The sequence below is a fragment of the Streptomyces sp. NPDC003393 genome (genome assembly GCF_053589015.1).
Map to the genome: position 1 here is coordinate 36953 of NZ_JBSFRB010000045.1, position 18676 is coordinate 55628.

The 18676-nt window shown below is 73.2% G+C and carries 13 protein-coding genes and 1 pseudogene; 7 read left to right on the forward strand and 7 right to left on the reverse strand.

Going from position 1 to position 18676, the window contains the following annotated elements; translation table 11 throughout:
* Positions 1 to 39: 39 nt before the first annotated feature.
* Positions 40 to 3780, reverse strand: a complete 3741-nt coding sequence (locus ACWDUZ_RS32025; RefSeq protein ID WP_451635302.1) for an ABC transporter ATP-binding protein — start codon at positions 3778 to 3780, stop codon at positions 40 to 42.
* Between the two features lie 597 nt (positions 3781 to 4377).
* On the opposite strand from ACWDUZ_RS32025, the gene ACWDUZ_RS32030 reads away from it, so the two are divergent.
* Together ACWDUZ_RS32030 and ACWDUZ_RS32035 are read left to right on the forward strand one after the other, a co-directional pair.
* Complete coding sequence (locus tag ACWDUZ_RS32030) at positions 4378 to 4734, forward strand: peptidase inhibitor family I36 protein (protein ID WP_451635303.1); 357 nt, start codon at positions 4378 to 4380, stop codon at positions 4732 to 4734.
* Between the two features lie 15 nt (positions 4735 to 4749).
* The gene (locus tag ACWDUZ_RS32035; RefSeq protein WP_451635304.1) at positions 4750 to 5343 is read left to right on the forward strand and encodes an MmyB family transcriptional regulator; all 594 of its coding nucleotides are present in this window, start codon (positions 4750 to 4752) and stop codon (positions 5341 to 5343) included.
* Positions 5344 to 5347: 4 nt separating this feature from the next.
* Here the strand turns inward: ACWDUZ_RS32035 and ACWDUZ_RS32040 are convergent, their stop codons facing one another.
* The 3 genes and pseudogenes from ACWDUZ_RS32040 to ACWDUZ_RS32050 all read right to left on the reverse strand — a co-directional run.
* Positions 5348 to 7033, reverse strand: a complete 1686-nt coding sequence (locus ACWDUZ_RS32040; protein WP_451635305.1) for a thiamine pyrophosphate-binding protein — start codon at positions 7031 to 7033, stop codon at positions 5348 to 5350.
* Between the two features lie 24 nt (positions 7034 to 7057).
* Complete coding sequence (speB, locus tag ACWDUZ_RS32045; protein ID WP_451635306.1) at positions 7058 to 8026, reverse strand: agmatinase; 969 nt, start codon at positions 8024 to 8026, stop codon at positions 7058 to 7060.
* 55 nt (positions 8027 to 8081) lie between these two features.
* Positions 8082 to 8477, reverse strand: a pseudogene (locus ACWDUZ_RS32050) (sodium:solute symporter); the annotation flags it as partial.
* A 240-nt stretch (positions 8478 to 8717) separates the two neighbouring features.
* Between ACWDUZ_RS32050 and ACWDUZ_RS32055 the strand changes: the two are divergent.
* Positions 8718 to 10205, forward strand: a complete 1488-nt coding sequence (locus ACWDUZ_RS32055; RefSeq protein ID WP_451635307.1) for a helix-turn-helix domain-containing protein — start codon at positions 8718 to 8720, stop codon at positions 10203 to 10205.
* A 94-nt stretch (positions 10206 to 10299) separates the two neighbouring features.
* A complete protein-coding gene (locus ACWDUZ_RS32060; RefSeq protein WP_451635308.1) occupies positions 10300 to 11091 on the forward strand; it encodes a phosphatase in 792 nt (263 codons plus the stop codon).
* A 16-nt stretch (positions 11092 to 11107) separates the two neighbouring features.
* On the opposite strand, the gene ACWDUZ_RS32065 is transcribed toward ACWDUZ_RS32060, so the two are convergent.
* From ACWDUZ_RS32065 to ACWDUZ_RS32075, 3 genes are all read right to left on the reverse strand, one after another.
* On the reverse strand, positions 11108 to 11989 hold the full coding sequence (locus ACWDUZ_RS32065; protein ID WP_451635309.1) for an acyl-CoA thioesterase: 882 nt from the start codon (positions 11987 to 11989) through the stop codon (positions 11108 to 11110).
* 45 nt (positions 11990 to 12034) lie between these two features.
* Positions 12035 to 13192: an acyl-CoA dehydrogenase family protein gene (locus tag ACWDUZ_RS32070; RefSeq protein WP_451635310.1), complete on the reverse strand. Its 1158-nt coding sequence runs from the start codon at positions 13190 to 13192 to the stop codon at positions 12035 to 12037.
* Positions 13193 to 13451: 259 nt separating this feature from the next.
* Entirely contained in the window at positions 13452 to 14060 is a 609-nt protein-coding gene (locus ACWDUZ_RS32075; protein ID WP_451635311.1) for an SACE_7040 family transcriptional regulator, read from the reverse strand.
* Positions 14061 to 14167: 107 nt separating this feature from the next.
* On the opposite strand from ACWDUZ_RS32075, the gene ACWDUZ_RS32080 reads away from it, so the two are divergent.
* The 3 genes from ACWDUZ_RS32080 to ACWDUZ_RS32090 are packed head-to-tail and all read left to right on the forward strand — an operon-like array spanning position 14168 to position 18676.
* A complete protein-coding gene (locus tag ACWDUZ_RS32080) occupies positions 14168 to 15784 on the forward strand; it encodes a carboxyl transferase domain-containing protein (RefSeq protein WP_451635312.1) in 1617 nt (538 codons plus the stop codon).
* Between the two features lie 16 nt (positions 15785 to 15800).
* Entirely contained in the window at positions 15801 to 17732 is a 1932-nt protein-coding gene (locus tag ACWDUZ_RS32085; RefSeq protein ID WP_451635313.1) for an acetyl-CoA carboxylase biotin carboxylase subunit, read from the forward strand.
* Positions 17729 to 18676, forward strand: coding sequence for a hydroxymethylglutaryl-CoA lyase (locus ACWDUZ_RS32090; RefSeq protein WP_451635314.1), 948 nt, complete (start codon positions 17729 to 17731; stop codon positions 18674 to 18676). The genes ACWDUZ_RS32085 and ACWDUZ_RS32090 overlap by 4 nt, the downstream gene beginning before the upstream one ends.

Below are 18676 nucleotides of genomic sequence, written 5' to 3' on the forward strand. Positions count from 1 at the left end.
CGCGCCGGCCGCTGTCGCGCGGTGCGGTCGGGGAGGCGGTCAGCGGGAGGCGCTGACCGGCTCCTCCGGCTCGGCTGCGCCGGCGAACGTCCGCCACAGCTCGGCGTACCGTCCGCCGAGGGCCAGCAGTTCGTCGTGCGTGCCGTCCTCGGCGACCCGGCCGTGGTCCATGACCACCACCCGGTCCGCGCGGGCGGCCGTGGTCAGCCGGTGGGCGACCACCAGTGTGGTGCGGCGGCCCGCGAGGCGGTCGGTGGCCTGGTTGACCTGGGCCTCGGTGGCCAGGTCCAGGGCGGCGGTCGCCTCGTCGAGCAGGAGGACGTCGGGGTCGACCAGTTCGGCCCGGGCGAGTGCGATGAGCTGACGCTGCCCGGCGGACAAGTTGCGGCCGCGCTCGGCGACCTCGTGCAGGTAGCCGCCCTCGAGCGTGGCGATCATCTCGTGCGCGCCGACCGCCCGCGCCGCGGCCTCCACCTCGGCGTCGGTGGCGTCCGGACGGCCGTAGGCGATGGCGTCGCGGACCGTGCCGGGGAAGAGGTACGCCTCCTGCGGCACGACCCCGAGCCGGTGCCGGTACGCCGTGAGGTCCAGGGCGCGCAGGTCCGTGCCGTCGACCGTGATCCGGCCGCCGGTCGGGTCGTAGAACCGGGCCACCAGCTTGACCACGGTGGACTTGCCCGCGCCGGTCTCGCCGACGAAGGCGACGGTCTGCCCGGCGGGGATGCGCAGGTCGATCCCGGTCAGCGCCTCCTCGGCGCCGTCGCCGGCGCCGTAGGCGAAGTGCACGTCCTCGAAGGCGATCTCGCCGCGCAGCGCGGGGACGTCCCGGGGCTCGGCGGCGGCCGTGGTGGACGCCGGCTCCTGGAGCAGTTCCTGGATGCGGCCGAGGGAGACGGTGGCCTGCTGGTAGCCGTCGAAGACCTGGGAGAGCTGCTGGACGGGCGCGAAGAACAGGTCGATGTACAGCAGGTACGCCACCAGCGCGCCCGTGGTCAGCGTGGCCGCCTCCACCCGGCCCGCGCCCGAGATCAGCACGGAGGCCGCCGCGACCGAGGACAGCAGCTGCACGAAGGGGAAGTACACGGAGATCAGCCACTGGCCCCGGATACGGGCCCTGCGATAGCTGTCGCTGCGCTCGGTGAACCGCCACGCGCCGTCCCGCTCCCGCCGGAAGGCCTGCACGATCCGCAGCCCGGCCACCGACTCCTGGAGGTCGGCGTTGACCACGGACACGCGCTCGCGGGCCAGCCGGTACGCCTTCACGCTGGCCCGGCGGAAGAAGAAGGTCGCGACGATCAGCGGCGGCAGCGTCGCGAAGACGACCAGGGCCAGCTGCACGTCGATCAGGAGCAGGGCGACCATGATGCCGAAGAAGGTGACGACCGAGACGAACGCCGTGACCAGGCCGGTCTGGAGGAAGGTGGACAGGGCGTCCACGTCCGTCGTCATGCGGGTCATGATCCGGCCGGTCAGCTCGCGCTCGTAGTAGTCCAGGCCGAGCCGCTGGAGCTGGGCGAAGATCTTCAGCCGCAGCGTGTACAGGACGCGTTCGCCGGTGCGGCCGGTCATCCGGGTCTCGCCGGTCTGCGCCGCCCACTGCACCAGCACGGCCAGCAGGCCGAGCAGGGCGGCCGTCCAGACCGCGCCGAGGGCCATCCTGCTCACGCCCTGGTCGATGCCGTGCCGGATCAGTACGGGCAGCAGCAGGCCCATCCCGGCGTCCACGGCGACCAGGAGCAGGCTGACGAGCAGCGGCAGCCCGAAGCCGCGCAGGAGCCGGCGCAGGCCGTAGGAGTCCTCGGGCCGCACCGCCTGTTTCTCGTCGACGTCCGGGGTGTCGGTGGCGGGCGGCAGGGCCTCCACCTGGGCCAGGAGTTCCGGGGTCGCGGGGCTGCCCGACAGGGCGGCGTCCTTCGGTTCCCGGTCGCCGGTCCACAGCCTCGGGGTCACCCCGCGCTCGGCGTCGAACTCGGCGTCCAGCTCCTCCCGTACGGAGGTGTCCTCGGCCGGGGCCACCGGCTGGGTGTGGCCGGGCGAGACGCCACCGAGCTCGTCGGGGTCGGTGAGCAGGCGGCGGTAGAGGGCGCAGCGCTCCTGGAGCTCGTCGTGGGTACCGAGGTCGGCGAGCCGGCCCTGGTCGAGGACGGCGATGCGGTCGGCGAGATGGAGGGTGGAGCGCCGGTGCGCGATGAGCAGGGTGGTCCGGCCCCGCATGACCTGGCCCAGCGCCTCGTGGATCTCGTGCTCGACCCGGGCGTCCACGGCGGAGGTGGCGTCGTCCAGGACGAGCAGGCGCGGGTCGGTGAGGATGGCGCGGGCGAGTGCGATGCGCTGGCGCTGGCCGCCGGAGAGGGTCAGGCCCTGTTCGCCGACCTTGGTGTCGTACCCCTCGGGCAGCTCGGCGATGAAACGGTCCGCCTGGGCGGTGCGGGCGGCGGCCTCGATCTGCTCCTGGGTGGCGTCGGGGCGGCCGTAGGCGATGTTGGCGCGAACGGTGTCGGAGAAGAGGAAGGAGTCCTCGGGGACCAGGCCGATCGCGGCCCGCAGGGAGTCCAGGGTCAGCTCGCGCACATCGTGCCCGCCGACGAGGACGGCACCGTGGGTGACGTCGTAGAAGCGCGGCAGCAGCAGCGAGACGGTGGACTTGCCGGAGCCGGAGGAGCCGACCACGGCGAGGGTCTCACCGGGGCGGATCTCGAAGGACAGGCCGGTCAGCACCGGGCGGCCGTCGGTGTAGCCGAAGGACACGTCGTCGAACTCGACGGTCGCGGGCGCGTCGGCGGGCAGCTCCTTGGTGCCGCCGGTCAGCGTCGGCTCGGTGTCGATCAGCTCCAGGACCCGCTCGGTGCCGGCCCGTGCCTGCTGCCCGACCGTGAGGACCACCGCGAGCATCCGGACCGGGCCGACCAGCTGGGCGAGGTAGGTGGAGAACGCCACGAACGTGCCGAGCGTGATGTGGCCGCGCACGGCGAGCCAGCCGCCGAGCGCCAGCATGGCGACCTGGCCGAGGGCGGGGACGGCCTGGAGGGCGGGGGTGAACCTCGCGTTCAGCCGGATGGTCCGCAGCCGCCCGGCGAACAGCCGCCGCCCGACCGCCCTCAGCTTCGCGGTCTCCTGCTCCTCCTGCCCGAACCCCTTCACCACGCGGACCCCGCTGACCGCGCCGTCCACGACCCCGGCGACCGCGGCGGCCTGCGCCTGCGCGTACCAGGTGGCGGGGTGCAGTCTGGTACGGCTGCGGCGGGCGATCCAGCCGAGCGCGGGCGCCACGGCCAGGGCGATCAGGGTCAGCGGCAGCGACAGCCAGGCCATGATCGCCAGGGAGATCAGGAACAGCAGCACGTTGCCGATGGTCATCGGCAGCATGAAGAGCAGGCCCTGGATCAGCTGGAGGTCGCTGGTGGCGCGGCCGACCACCTGCCCCGTGGACAGTTCGTCCTGGCGGCGGCCGTCGAGCCGGGTGATCGTCTCGTACATCTCCGTCCGCAGGTCGTGCTGGACGTCGAGGGCGAGCCGGCCGCCGTAGTAGCGGCGGACGTAGGTCAGGGCGTAGACGACGAGGGCGGCGCCGACCAGGGCGCCCGCCCACGGGGCCATGGCACGGCTGTGGTCGCCGACCACGTCGTCGATGATCACCTTGGTGATCAGCGGGACGACGGCCATCACGGCCATGCCTCCCAGGGAGGCGCCCAGGGCCAGAACCACGTCCTTGGGGCTGCGCCACGCGTACGCGGCGAGTCTGCGCACCCAGCCTCGTGTCTGCCCCGGTTGCGCTGCCACGTCGGTGCCTCCCTGACGACCTGATCTACCGGAAGGCACCAACACGGGCGGAAGCGGATTTCATCCCCGCGCGAGGTGCGGAAGGTCGGCGTGGCGGCGGTCACGGCGCTCAGGAGGGTGCCCGGACGACCGGGGGGCGACCTCCTCGTGAGCGTCAGCCGGTCGGCGGCACCGGCACGAACGGCCCGCCTGGGCGAGGTCGCCGGGATGTGGCCCGGTGGAACCGTGTACCGCAGTCCCGGGGATGCTCGGGCGATGCCCCGAATGGTCGTCACGCCGTGGTCCGTGGTGCCTCGTCCTCGGTGAGCACCGTGATCGTGCGGCCGGTCCGGCGCCCAGGGCCCGGCGCCTTCGGCTTGCCGACGCCGTGCGGGGCGAGGGGGCCGGAGGCCGAGCGCCGGAGGAACGAGCCCCGCGCTCCCCGCGCGTGCGGGGCGGTTCCCTGCGGTCGTGCACGCGGTCGGGCTTCGGGTTCGCTCCATCAGGTGGTGTGGACCACGGACGGGGCCGATCCCCCGTGACCTGCCGGAACCATGGGAGCGCCACGGCCGGCCGGCCGTGGCGCTCCGTTTCCGTGACGTCCGTCTGGAGAGTTCCGTGAAGATCCGTTCCTGGTCCCTCGCCGCCGCGCTCGCCCTGACCGCCCTGCTGCTGCCCGCCCATGCGGCGTCGGCCGCCCCGGCCGCGCCCCCGTCCTGTCCCGACGGGTCCGTGTGCTTCTGGAGCAAGGAGGGGTTCAAGGGCGACTACTGGGAGTGGACCGCGCGCAGCGGCTACCGCGACATGCCGCCCCGCCTTCACGACCACGTGGGCTCGGCCGTCGCGAGCACCCGGGCCTGCTTCGTGAACTGGCAGCCGCTCGAGAGGCGCGACGTCTTCAACGGCGACTGGCGCTCCCGCTACCTGGGCGACTTCGGCGGCCGGATCGACGGGGTGGGCCCGGGCGCCTGCTGACCTGCCGGGGAGCACGTGCGGTACCTCGCGAAGATCAGCGGTGACGAGTGCACCGGCCGTCTCGGGCCGGAGCCGGCGCGCCGCGAGATCCGCCCTGCCGTGCGGGAGACCCTGCGGCTGCTCGAACCGGGCCTCGCGGTGGTCGCCGACCGGCTGGGCGACCTCCTCGCCTGGACCTCCGCCTACGAGGCGGTCGTAACCGGCACGGGACTGCTGGACGGGGACGAGCCGAACCTCACGCGGTACGTCTTCACCGACCCGCGCGCCCGGTCCCTCTTCCCCGACTGGGACGAGGTCGCCGACGAGCAGGTCTTCGACGTGTGGCTCGGCCCGAAGGCGGAGCACGCGGAACGGCTCGCGGCGGAGCTGGCGCCCGCCGCCGGACCGGAGTTCACCCGCCGGATGAACCGCCACAAGGTCCCGGAGCGGGGCGTGCTGCGCCTGCGCCACCCCGCCGCCGGCGACCTGCGTCTGCGCCGGGAGTTCCTCGAACTCCCCACGGACGCCCAGCTGCTGCTGGTCCTCCTGCCCGACGACGAGGCGACGGCCCGGGCCCTCACCCGCCTCCGCGACCACACGGGCCACGGACACCTGAGGGCGGTCTCGTAAGGGCTCAGCCCAGGTGCGTGGGCGCGAACATGCGCAGCACCGCCGGGAGGACGACGACCGAGGGGCCCGGGGTGGAGAGGGACTTGGCGAGATCCCGTTCCAGGGTCTCGGGGGTGCTCCGGACGCCCGGAACGCCGAAGGACTCGGCCAGTGCCACGTAGTCGGGGCGGGTCAGCTCCGTCGCCGTGGGCTCGCCGAAGGCGTCGGTCATGTACTCGCGCAGGATGCCGTAGCCGCCGTCGTCGACGATCAACCAGGTGACGTTCAGGTCGTACTGGCGCGCCGTGGCCAGTTCGGCGATGGAGTACAGGGCGCCGCCGTCGCCCGAGACGGCCAGGACCGGACGGGTCGGGTCGGCCGCCGCCGCGCCGAGTGCCGCCGGGAACCCGTAGCCGAGGCCGCCGGCGCCCTGGGCCGAGTGCATGGTGTTGGGCGCCTTGGCGTCGAAGGCGGACCAGGCCCAGTAGGCCAGGATCGTCATGTCCCAGAAGGACGGCGCGTCGGCGGGCAGGGCGCGGCGCACGGAGGCCAGCACCCGCTGCTCCAGGGCGAGTTCCTGGCCGGCGATCCGGTCGGCGACCTTCGCGAGCAGCTCCCGCACCCGGTCCGGCGCCGAGGCGTCCGCGCGCTCCTCCACCGTCTCCAGCAGCGCCTGGAGGGCCGGGCGGGCGTCCGCGTGGATGCCGAGGGCCGGGTGGTTCGACTCCAGCTTGCCGAGGTCGGCCTCGATCTGGATCACTCGGCCGCGGGGCGTGAACGTGTGGTAGTTCGAGGAGAGTTCGCCCAGGCCCGAGCCGACCACGAGCAGGACGTCCGCGTCCTCGAGGAAGTCGGTGGTGTGGCGGTCCTCCAGCCAGGACTGGAGGGACAGCGGGTGCTCCCAGGGGAAGGCGCCCTTGCCGCCGAAGGTGGTGACGACGGGGGCGTTCAGCTTCTCCGCCAGCGCCCGCAGCTTCCCGGCGGCGTCCGCGCGGACCACTCCCCCACCCGCGATGATCGCCGGACGGGCCGCCTTCGACAGCAGGTCGGCCGCCACCGCGGTCAGCTCCGGGCGCGGCGGCAGGTCGTCCGGGGTGGCGTCCATCGCGGTCACCACCGGCAGCCGTGTCTCGGCGAGCAGCACGTCCTGCGGGATCTCCACCCACACCGGCCCGTGCGGGGCGGTCAGCGCCGACTTCCAGGCCTCGGCGATCGCGGACGGGATCTGGGACTGGGTGCGGACGGTGTGGACCGACTTCACCACGCCTCGGAAGGAGGCCGCCTGGTCGGGGAGTTCGTGGAGGTAGCCGTGGCGGCCGCCGCCGAGCCCGGCCGTGGGGATCTGGCTGCCGATCGCGAGGACCGGCGCGGAGGCCGCCGCCGCTTCCTGGAGCGCGGCCAGGGAGGTGAGGGCTCCCGGGCCCGTCGACAGGAGCAGCGGCGCCGCCTCACCGGTGATCCTGCCGTACGCGTCCGCCGCGAAGCCCGCGTTGTTCTCCACCCGCAGGCCCACGTAGCGCAGCGAGGATCTGCGCAGGGCGTCGAACATGCCCAGGGCGTGCTGGCCGGGCAGGCCGAAGACGGTCGTCGCGCCGAGCCCGGCCAGTGTCTCCACGACCAGGTCTCCGCCGTTCCGGCCGCGAGGGGGGTTCAGCGCGGCCTCCGTCTGCCGGTCGGTCGGGCGGAGTACCAGGTCGTGGTCGTGGGTCACAGCTCTCGGTCCTTCGGGGGAGAGTCAGGCGTTGCGGGCCGCCGCGATCTGGCGGCTCATGATGGTGGTCAGTTCGTAGGCCGTGTGGGAGGCCGCGACCGAGGTGATCTCCGCGTGGTCGTAGGCGGGCGCCACCTCGACGACGTCGGCCGAGACCAGGTTGCAGGACGCCAGTCCGCGCAGGATCTCCAGCAGTTCCCGTGAGGTCATGCCGCCGGCCTCCGGCGTGCCGGTGCCGGGCGCGTGGGCCGGGTCCAGGCAGTCGATGTCGATGGAGATGTAGAGCGGGCGGTCGCCGATGCGCCGGCGGAGCTGGTCGGCGACCTCGTCGGCGCCCCGGCGGTAGACGTCCGCGGAGGTGACGATGCCGAAGCCCATCTTCTCGTCGTCGGTGAGGTCCTGCTTGCCGTAGAGCGGGCCGCGGGTGCCGACGTGGGAGAGGGCGGAGGTGTCGAGGATGCCCTCCTCCACCGCCCGCCGGAACGGGGTGCCGTGGGTGTACTCGGCGCCGAAGTAGGTGTCCCAGGTGTCGAGGTGGGCGTCGAAGTGGAGCAGGGCCACCGGGCCGTGCTTCCTGGCGACGGACCTGAGCAGCGGCAGGGCGATGGTGTGGTCGCCGCCGAGGGTCATCAGGCGGGCGCCGGTGCCCAGGAGGTCGTCGGCGGCGGCCTCGATGGTGTCCACGGCCTCGTTGATGTTGAACGGGTTCACGGCGATGTCGCCGCCGTCCGCGACCTGGGCGAGGGCGAACGGCGAGGCGTCCTGCGCCGGGTTGTAGGGGCGCAGCAGCCGGGACGCCTCACGGATGGCGTTGCCGCCGAAGCGGGCGCCCGGCCGGTACGAGACGCCGGAGTCGAACGGCACGCCGACCACGGCGACGTCGGCGGTGCCGACCTCGTCCAGGCGGGGCAGCCGGGCGAAGGTCGCGGGGCCGGCGTACCGCGGGACGCGGGAGGAGTCGACGGGACCGCGGGGCGTCTCGTTGCTGCTCATGGTGAAATGCCTTCTTTCTGCGCTTCGTCGCGCATGTACTGCTTGCCGTCCGACTCTACTGGTGAGCCGGAACCGGGTCGGACGCGAGTTCGGAGCCGCGGCCGGCGAGCCGCTCCCGCCAGACGGCGAGGACGGCCTCGTCGGTGGGCCGGGTCGCCAGGGACACGGCGACGTAGGCGACCAGGGAGGACAGCAGGCCGTAGTAGACCGGCTCGTTGGCCAGGATGCCGTAGCCCGCCATCAGGCCGACGACCGCGAGGCCGCCGACGACCACGGAGGTCAGCGCGACCTGCGCGGTGCCGCGCTTCCACAGCAGCCCGCCGAGGATCGGCACCAGCAGCCCGCCGACGAGCAGGTTGTAGGCCACGGTCAGGGCCTCGACGACGTCGTTGAGCGCGATGGTGGTGGCGATCACCGCGACACCCATGACCAGGATGAAGGCGCGGTTGCCCGCCAGCATGGCGGCCAGATAGACGACGATCACTGTGTAGTCGACGGCCATGGAGGGGCCCTCCTTCGCGCACATCCCGGTGGCGTGTCGTTTGCGGGTGGGGGACGTCGGCAGCGGTTCGCGGGGACATCCGCCCGTACCCGCGGCTGCCGGTCCGGACCGACATTAGGTGGCCGAAAAGCGACTGCGAAGTGTACTTTTCATCCATTCGCCCGGGTCGAAACGGAGGGAACGCACATCGTGTCGGAGGCACCGTCGCCGTCCGCCCCCGCGGTCCCGCCGACCCCGCCGGTCCCGCTCTCGGCGCTGCTCGCCCGCGAGGACCTGGCCCTGCGGCAGATCGCCGGGCCGTCCGCTTCCGGCACCGTGATCCACTGGGCGCACACCTCGGAGATGGCCGACCCGTACCCGTATCTGCTCGGCGGCGAGCTGCTGCTGACGGCGGGCGTCCACGTCCCGCGCGCGGCGGTCGCGGAGGCCGGGGAGGGGTACTTCGACGCCTACGTCGCGCGGATCGTCGCCGCGGGCGGCGCGGCCCTCGGCTTCGGTCTGGCGCCGGTGCTCGACACGGTGCCGGCCGCCCTGGCGGCCGCCTGCGACGCCCGCGGCCTGCCGCTGCTCGAAGTGCCGCCGCAGACCACCTTCTCCGGCGTCGCCCGCGCGGTCTGGCAGCTGATGGCCCAGGCCCGCCTGGCCGAACTCCGCCGGATCACCGAGGCCCAGCAGAGCCTGGCCGCCGCCGCGTCCCGCCCGGACCCGGTTCCGTCGGTGCTGCGCCGGCTGGCCAAGCGGGTGGGCGGCCGTACGGTGCTGTACGGCCCCGAGGGCACCCGGGTCGCCGAGGCCGGGCGTCAGGAGCAGCCGCCCCAGGTGCGGGACGCGCTGGACGGGCTGGCCCGGGTCGTCACCAGCCGCGCCCGCTCCTCCGCCACCGACACCGTCGCGGGCCGCCACCTCGCCGCCTACACCCTGGGGGCCGGCCACGGCTTCGTGCTCGCCGTCGACTCCCCGCACCGCGAACCGGGCGACCACACCATCGCCTCCGTGGCCGCCGTGCTGCTGACCCTGCTGACCGGCGAGCACCAGAGCGGTGCGGGCGCGGCTCGCTCCTCGGCGCTGGTACGACTGTTGCTGGGGGCCCCGCCCGAGGAGGTCGCGCCGCTGCTCGGGGACGGGCGGTGGCTCGTCGTGCACGCGCGTCCCGGTGCGCAGGCCGCCGACGCGATGGCGGCCTCCGCGCTGGGCGCCGCGCTCGGGTCGGCGCTGGTCGACCTCGCGGACGGCGTCGTACGGGTCCTCGTCCCCGCCGACCGCGAACCGGACCCGCAGCCCGGCTGGACGCTCGGCGTCAGCGCGGCCGTCGCCCCGGCCGACTGGCCGGCCGCCGACACCCAGGCGGCCCGCGCCCTGGCCCGCGCGCACGCCACCCGCGCCGCGCTGGTCCGGCACGGCGCCCCCGGCGGCGCCGGCGGCCTCGCCGACCTGATCCCGCCCGCCGAGGCCGACGCCCACGCCCGCGCCCTGCTGGCCCCGCTCACCCCGGTCCTCGCCGAGACCCTGCGCACGTGGCTCTCCCTGCACGGCAGCTGGGACCGCACCGCGGTCGCCCTGTCCGTGCACCGCAACACGGTCCGCCAGCGCGTCACCCGCTGCGCCGGTCTCCTGGGCGCCGACCTGGACGACCCGGACACCCGCATGGAGCTGTGGTTCGCCCTGCGCAGGTGCTGAGCCGCACGGCCCCAGGGGCACGAGCGGCGTGAGCCCCGTCCCAGCGGCCGGAACACCGGCGACGCGCGCGGATCACTGCATCACAATGGGTGGCATGCCGATAACCGGGACGCCCAGCCGCGCCGAACTCCTCGACCACCTCGTGAAGACCCGTATCGCCGGGAACGTCGCCACCCCCCGCGAGAACAACCTCTCCCACTACCGCAAGCTGTCGAACGGCGACCGCAACTTCTGGCTCGGCCTGGAACTCGGCGACCGCTGGAGCGACGAGCAGGACGTCCTGGCGGTGATGGCGGAACGGGTCGGCGTCAGCGACGACCCGGAGCACCGGTACGGCCAGGACACCATCGACCCCGAGCTGACCGTGGCCGCACTGGAGCGGATGGCCGGCAGGCTGCGCAAGGCGGCCGACGGCCGGCAGCGGGTGCTGTTCGCCACCGGTCACCCCGGCGGACTGCTCGACGTGCACCGCGCCACCGCCGCCGCGCTGCGCGCCGCCGGGTGCGAGATCATCGTCATCCCGGACGGACTCCGGACCGACGAGGGCTACGTGATGCAGTTCGCGGACGTGGCGGTGCTGGAGCACGGCGCGTCACTGTGGCACACCCACTCCGGCGAGCCGATGCGCGCGATCCTCACCGGCCTGGAGCGCGAGGGGCGCCCGCTGCCGGACCTGGTCGTCGCCGACCACGGCTGGGCGGGCTGTGCCGGACAGCACGGCGTGGACTGCGTGGGCTACGCCGACTCCAACGACCCGGCGCTCTTCCTGGCCGAGGCGGAGGGGACGGTGCAGGTGACGGTCCCGCTCGACGACCACGTGGTCAGCCCCCGGTACTACGACCCGATGACGGCGTATCTGCTGGACCAGGCGGGCCTGGCCGGCTGACCGCCCCGACGGGCCCTCACCGCTTCCGGGGCACGCGGACCACGCCCTCCTGGATGACCGAGATCGCCAGACGCCCGTCCTGCGTGTAGATGCGGGCCTGGCCGAGGCCCCGTCCACCGTGGGCGGAGGGGGACTCCTGGTCGTACAGCAGCCACTCGTCGGCCCGGAAGGGCCGGTGGAACCACATGGCGTGGTCCAGCGAGGCCCCGACGACGTCGCCGACCGCCCAGCCGCCCCGGCCGTGCGCGAGCAGGACCGAGTCCAGCAGTGTCATGTCGGAGACGTAGGTGGCGAGCACGACGTGCAGCAGCGGCTGGTCTATGGCGCCCTCGAGCTTGCCGTTGGTGCGGAACCACACCTGCGAGTGCGGCTCGCGCGGCTCGCCGAACCTGCCGTACGGCGGTTCGGCGACGTAGCGCAGGTCGACCGCCTCGCGGGCCTCCAGGAAGCGCTCGACGACCTCGGGGGCGAGGTGGCCGTAGTCCCGCATGCGCTCCTGCGAGGTGGGCAGGGTGGCCGGGTCCGGGGCGGGCGGCATCGGGGCCTGGTGGTCCAGGCCCTCCTCGTACGTCTGGAAGGACGACGAGAGGTGGAAGATCGGCTGCCCGTGCTGGACGGCGACCACCCGGCGGGTGGTGAAGGAGCGGCCGTCGCGGATGCGGTCCACCGTGTAGACGATGGGCGCGCCGGGGTCGCCGGGCCGCAGGAAGTAGGCGTGCAGCGAGTGCGCGTGCCGGTCCTCGGGAACCGTGCGCCCGGCGGCGACCAGTGCCTGCGCCGCGACCTGCCCGCCGAAGACGCGCGGGACCACGGCGGAGCGCGACTTCCCACGGAAGATGTCCTGCTCGATCCGCTCGAGGTCGAGCAGATCGAGCAGCGACTGAAGTGCCTGACTCATGCGTCAGTTGTATCCTGCACCGATTTCGCGGATCCGTCGGGGCCCTTACAGGCCCATGTCCTTGGCGATGATCGTCTTCATGATCTCGCTGGTGCCGCCGTAGATCCGGTTGACGCGGTTGTCCGCGTACAGGCGGGCGATCGGGTACTCGTTCATGAAGCCGTAGCCGCCGTGCAACTGGAGGCACCGGTCGATGACGCGGTGGGCGACCTCGGTGCAGAACAGCTTCGCGGAGGCGGCCTCGGCGGCGGTCAGCTCGCCGGCGTCCAGGGCCTCGGTGGCCCGGTCGACGACGGCCTCGGCGGCGTCCACCTCGGCCTGGCAGGCGGCCAGCTCGAACTTGGTGTTCTGGAAGGCGGCGACCGGCTTGCCGAAGACGGTGCGCTGCTGGACGTACTCCTTGGCGAACCGGACGGCGGCCTTGGCCTGCGCGTAGGCGCCGAAGGCGATGCCCCAGCGCTCGGAGGCGAGGTTGTGGCCGAGGTAGTAGAAGCCCTTGTTCTCCTCGCCGAGGAGGTCCTCGACGGGGACCTTGACGTCGACGAACGCCAGCTCGGCGGTGTCGGAGGTCTTCAGACCGAGCTTGTCGAGCTTGCGGCCCACGGAGTAGCCCTCGGCCTTGGTGTCCACGACGAAGAGGGAGATGCCGAAGCGGCGGTCGTCCTCGCGCGGCGCGGAGGTGCGGGCGCAGACGATCATACGGTCGGCGTGCACGCCACCGGTGATGAAGGTCTTGGCGCCGTTGAGGACGTAGTGCGTGCCGTCCTCGGAGAGCTTGGCGGTGGTCTTCATGCCCGCGAGGTCCGAGCCGGTGCCCGGCTCGGTCATCGCGATGGCCCACATCTCCTCGCCGGTGACGAACTTCGGCAGGTAGCGCTTCTTCTGCTCGTCGGTGGCGAGCAGCTTGATGTACGGCAGGCCCAGCAGCACGTGCACACCGGAGCCGCCGAAGGAGACGCCGGCCCGTGCGGTCTCCTCGTACAGGACGGCCTCGAACTTGTGCGTGTCCAGGCCGGCGCCGCCGAACTCCTCCGGCACGTTGATGCCGAAGACGCCCAGCTCGCCCAGCTTGTAGTAGAACTCGCGCGGGGCCTGTCCGGCGGCGAACCACTCGTCGTAGACGGGGACGACCTCGGCCTCGATGAAGGCGCGGAGGGTCTCCCGGAACGCCTCGTGATCCTCGTTGAACACCGTACGGCGCACGCCGCCACCTCCACGGACATCGTCACTGTCTAAGCGCTTGCTCACACAAACGTACCGGCGAGTACGGCCAGGAGTAAAGAAGGGGACTTCGTAACGCTCGTCACGCGAGAGACCCAGGGGGCGCGGCGAACCGCGCGGGCGACCACGACACGGCCGCGGCCGCCCGCGCCGGACGACCACCCCACCCGGAAGGCGCCCAGGGGCGCGGCGGCGAAGCCCCGCGGCCCCTCCCCCGCTCGGCCCTCCGCAGGCGGATCGCTCAGCCCGCCGCGGGCTGACTCGCCGCGGCGAAGGCGCCCCGCGCCATCCGGTGCAGCAGCTCCGCCGTCGCCCCCCGCCCCGGCAGGAACCCGCGCCGCCCCAGGTGGGGCGTGGAGTTCAGCAGGCCGAAGACGGAGTGGACGGCCGAGCGCGCGGCCGGCTCGGCCAGGTCGGGGTGGACCTGGCGGACCACCTCCACCCACAGTTCGACGTACTGCCGCTGGAGCTGGCGCACCAGCTTGCGGTCGCTGTCCCGCAGGCGGTCCAGCTCACGGTCGTGCAAGGTGATGAGGGGACGGTCGTCGAGCGCGAAGTCGATGTGCCCCTCGATGAGCGAGTCGAGGACCGCCTCCGCACCCGCCACCTGACCGGCCTCCGCCAGGCGTCGCTTCGCACCCATCAGCAGCCGGCCGCTGATGCCCACCAGCAGCTCGGCGAGCATCGCGTCCTTGCCCGCGAAGTGCCGGTACAGGCCCGGTCCGCTGATGCCCACCGCGGCGCCTATCTCGTCGACCCCGACGCCGTGGAAGCCGCGTTCGGCGAAGAGCCGCGCGGCTTCCCTGAGGATCTGCTCGCGGCGGGTGGGGGCGTCGGTTCGCGTGGTCATGAAAACAATTCTAGACAGGATGGTTAGCGCTCGTTAACCTGGAGGAAATGGGTTAACGCTCATTAACAGTGGACCACGTCGAACCACCGGGTGAGGGGACCACAGGAATGCACGAGGCACCGGAGCTGACGAGCGCGGCCGACCCCGCGTCGGAGGCCTGGCGGGCCAACGAACAGGCACACCGCGCGCTCGTCGAGGAGCTGCGCGGCAAGCTCGCCGCCGCGCGGCTCGGCGGCGGCGAGAAGGCGCGGGCCCGCCACACCGCGCGCGGGAAGCTGCTGCCGCGCGACCGCGTGGACACCCTGCTCGATCCGGGCTCGCCCTTCCTGGAGCTGGCCCCGCTGGCCGCCGACGGGATGTACGACGGACAGGCCCCGGCGGCCGGGGTGATCGCCGGGATCGGCCGGGTCAGCGGGCGCGAGTGCGTGATCGTCGCCAACGACGCCACCGTCAAGGGCGGCACGTACTACCCGATGACGGTGAAGAAGCACCTGCGCGCCCAGGAAGTGGCCCTGGAGAACCGCCTGCCGTGCCTGTACCTCGTCGACTCCGGCGGCGCCTTCCTGCCGATGCAGGACGAGGTCTTCCCCGACCGCGAGCACTTCGGGCGGATCTTCTACAACCAGGCCCGGATGTCCGGCGCCGGGATCCCGCAGATCGCCGCCGTCCTCGGGTCGTGCACCGCCGGCGGCGCGTACGTCCCGGCGATGAGCGACGAGGCCGTGATCGTCCGCAACCAGGGCACGATCTTCCTGGGCGGGCCGCCGCTGGTGAAGGCGGCCACCGGTGAGGTGGTGACCGCCGAGGAGCTGGGCGGCGGCGAGGTGCACTCCCGCGTCTCCGGCGTCACCGACCATCTGGCCGAGGACGACGCCCACGCCCTGCGGATCGTGCGGAACATCGTCGCCACCCTCCCCGCGCGCCGGTCGCTGCCCTGGGAGGTCACCGAGCCGGTGGAGCCCAAGGTCGATCCCTTCGGGCTCTACGGCGCCGTGCCGGTCGACTCCCGCACCCCCTACGACGTCCGCGAGATCATCGCGCGTCTGGTCGACGGTTCGCGGTTCGCCGAGTTCAAGGCCGAGTTCGGGCAGACCCTGGTCACCGGGTTCGCCCGGATCCACGGCCACCCGGTGGGGATCGTCGGCAACAACGGCATCCTGTTCTCCGAGTCCGCCCAGAAGGGCGCCCACTTCATCGAGCTGTGCGACCAGCGCGGGATCCCGCTGCTGTTCCTGCAGAACATCTCCGGCTTCATGGTGGGCCGCGACTACGAGGCCGGCGGCATCGCCAAGCACGGCGCCAAGATGGTCACGGCCGTCGCCTGCACCCGCGTGCCCAAGCTGACCGTCGTCGTCGGCGGGTCCTACGGCGCGGGCAACTACTCGATGTGCGGCCGGGCCTACTCCCCCCGCTTCCTGTGGATGTGGCCGAACGCCAAGATCTCGGTGATGGGCGGCGAGCAGGCCGCCTCCGTGCTCGCCACCGTCAAGCGGGACCAGCTCGAGGCACGTGGCGAGGAGTGGCCGGTGGAGGACGAGGAGTCCTTCAAGTCCCCCGTCCGCGCGCAGTACGAGCGCCAGGGCAACGCCTACTACGCCACCGCCCGCCTCTGGGACGACGGCGTGATCGACCCGCTGGACACCCGCCAGGTCCTGGGCCTCGCCCTGACCGCGTGCGCCAACGCCCCGCTGGGCGACCCCCAGTTCGGCGTCTTCCGGATGTGAGGGGGACCTCGTAGACATGTTCGAAACAGTTCTGGTGGCCAACCGCGGCGAGATCGCCGTCCGCGTCATCCGCACCCTGCGCGCGCTCGGGGTGCGCTCGGTGGCGGTCTTCTCCGACGCCGACGCGGACGCCCGGCACGTCCGGGAGGCCGACACGGCCGTGCGGATCGGCCCGGCGCCCGCGGCCGAGAGCTACCTGTCCGTCGAGCGGCTGCTTCAGGCCGCCGCCCGGACCGGTGCCCAGGCCGTCCACCCCGGGTACGGCTTCCTCGCGGAGAACGCCGGCTTCGCGCGCGCCTGCGAGGAGGCGGGGCTGGTCTTCATCGGCCCTCCGGCGGACGCGATCTCCCTGATGGGCGACAAGATCCGCGCGAAGGAGACGGTGCGGGCGGCCGGCGTGCCGGTCGTGCCCGGCTCCAGCGGCTCCGGACTCACCGACGAACAGTTGGCCGAGGCCGCCCGCGGGATCGGCATGCCGGTGCTGCTGAAGCCGTCCGCCGGCGGCGGCGGCAAGGGCATGCGGCTGGTGCGGGACGAGGCCGTGCTGGCGGACGAGATCGCCGCCGCCCGCCGCGAGGCCCGCGCCTCCTTCGGCGACGACACCCTGCTCGTGGAGCGCTGGATCGACCGGCCCCGGCACATCGAGATCCAGGTCCTGGCCGACGGCCATGGCCACGTGATCCACCTCGGCGAGCGCGAGTGCTCCCTCCAGCGCCGCCACCAGAAGATCATCGAGGAGGCGCCCAGCGTGCTCCTCGACGAGGAGATCCGCGCGGCGATGGGCGAGGCGGCGGTCCAGGCGGCCCGCTCCTGCGGCTACCGGGGCGCGGGCACGGTGGAGTTCATCGTCCCCGGCGGCGACCCGTCCTCGTACTACTTCATGGAGATGAACACCCGTCTCCAGGTGGAGCACCCGGTCACCGAGCTCGTCACCGGCCTGGACCTGGTGGAGTGGCAGCTGCGGGTGGCGGCCGGCGAGCGCCTGCCGTACGCGCAGGAGGACGTCGCCCTCACCGGTCACGCGATCGAGGCCCGGCTGTGCGCGGAGGACCCCGCGCGCGGCTTCCTGCCCTCCGGCGGCACGGTGCTGCGGCTGCGCGAGCCGCAGGGCGACGGCGTGCGCACCGACTCCGGGCTCAGCGAAGGCACCGAGGTCGGCAGCCTGTACGACCCGATGCTGTCCAAGGTGATCGCGTACGGCCCGGACCGCGCGACCGCGCTGCGCAAGCTCCGCGCGGCACTCGCGGAGACGGTCACGCTGGGCGTGCAGACCAACGCCGGGTTCCTGCGCCGGCTGCTGGCCCACCCCGCGGTCATGGCGGGCGAGCTGGACACGGGGCTGGTCGAGCGGGTGGTCGACGAACTGGTCCCCGCCGACGTACCGGAGGAGGTCTACGAGGCGGCCGCGGCCGTCCGGCTGGACGCGCTGCGGCCCAAGGGCCCGGGCTGGACGGACCCGTTCTCCGTGCCGTCCGGCTGGCGGCTGGGTGGTGAGCCCAAACCGGTGGCCTTCCCCCTGCGCGTCAACGACCCGGTGACGTACGCCCCGCGCGGCACCCACGCGGTCACCGCGGACACGGTCTCCGTCACGCTCGACGGGGTCCGCCACACCTTCCACCGCGCCGCGGACTGGCTGGGCCGCGACGGCGACGCCTGGCATGTGCGCGACCACGACCCGGTGGCCGCCTCCCTCGTCCGCGCGGCCCACTCCGGCGCCGACTCGCTGACCGCCCCCATGCCGGGCACGGTCACGGTGGTGAAGGTCGCCGTCGGCGACGAGGTGGCCGCGGGCCAGAGCCTGCTGGTGGTCGAGGCCATGAAGATGGAGCACGTCATCTCCGCCCCGCACGCCGGCACGGTCACCGAGCTGGACGTCACACCGGGCACCACCGTCGCCATGGACCAGGTGCTGGCGGTCATCGCGCCGGCGGAGGAGGAAACGGCATGAGCACTCCGGAACTTGGTCTTCCCATGGCCGTCCCGGCCCCTGGCCTGCCCGCCCGGGTCAGGATCCACGAGGTCGGCCCGCGCGACGGTCTGCAGAACGAGAAGGCGACCGTGCCGACGGAGGTCAAGGCGGAGTTCATCCGCCGCCTCGCCGACGCGGGCCTGACCACGATCGAGGCCACCAGCTTCGTCCACCCCACGTGGGTGCCTCAACTCGCCGACGCGGAGCAGCTGTTCCCGATGGTGAGCGGGCTTCCGGTGGACCTGCCCGTCCTCGTCCCGAACGAGCGCGGCCTGGAGCGGGCCCTGTCGCTGGGCGCGAGCCGGGTCGCCGTGTTCGCCAGCGCCACCGAGTCCTTCGCGAAGGCCAACCTCAACCGGACGGTGGACGAGGCGCTGGCCATGTTCGAGCCGGTGGTGCGGCGGGCCAAGGACGGCGGCGCGCACGTGCGCGGCTATCTGTCGATGTGCTTCGGCGACCCGTGGGAGGGGCCGGTGCCGGTCGCCCAGGTCGTCCGCGTCTGCCGGGCGCTGCGCGACATGGGCTGCGACGAGCTGAGCCTCGGCGACACCATCGGCGTCGCCACGCCCGGCCATGTGCTTCGGCTGCTGGCCGCGCTGAACGAGGCCGGTGTGCCCACCGACGTCATCGGCGTCCACTTCCACGACACCTACGGCCAGGCCCTCGCCAACACCCTGGCCGCACTCCAGCACGGCGTCACCACCGTGGACGCCTCCGCGGGCGGCCTCGGCGGCTGCCCGTACGCCAAGTCCGCCACCGGCAACCTCGCCACCGAAGACCTCGTGTGGATGCTGCGGGGCCTCGGCATCGACACCGGAGTCGACCTCGGCCGTCTCGTCGCCACGAGCGAGTGGATGGCCGGGCGGCTGGGCCGGCCCAGTCCCTCCCGCACCCTGCGTGCTCTCTCCCACAAGGAGCAGTGA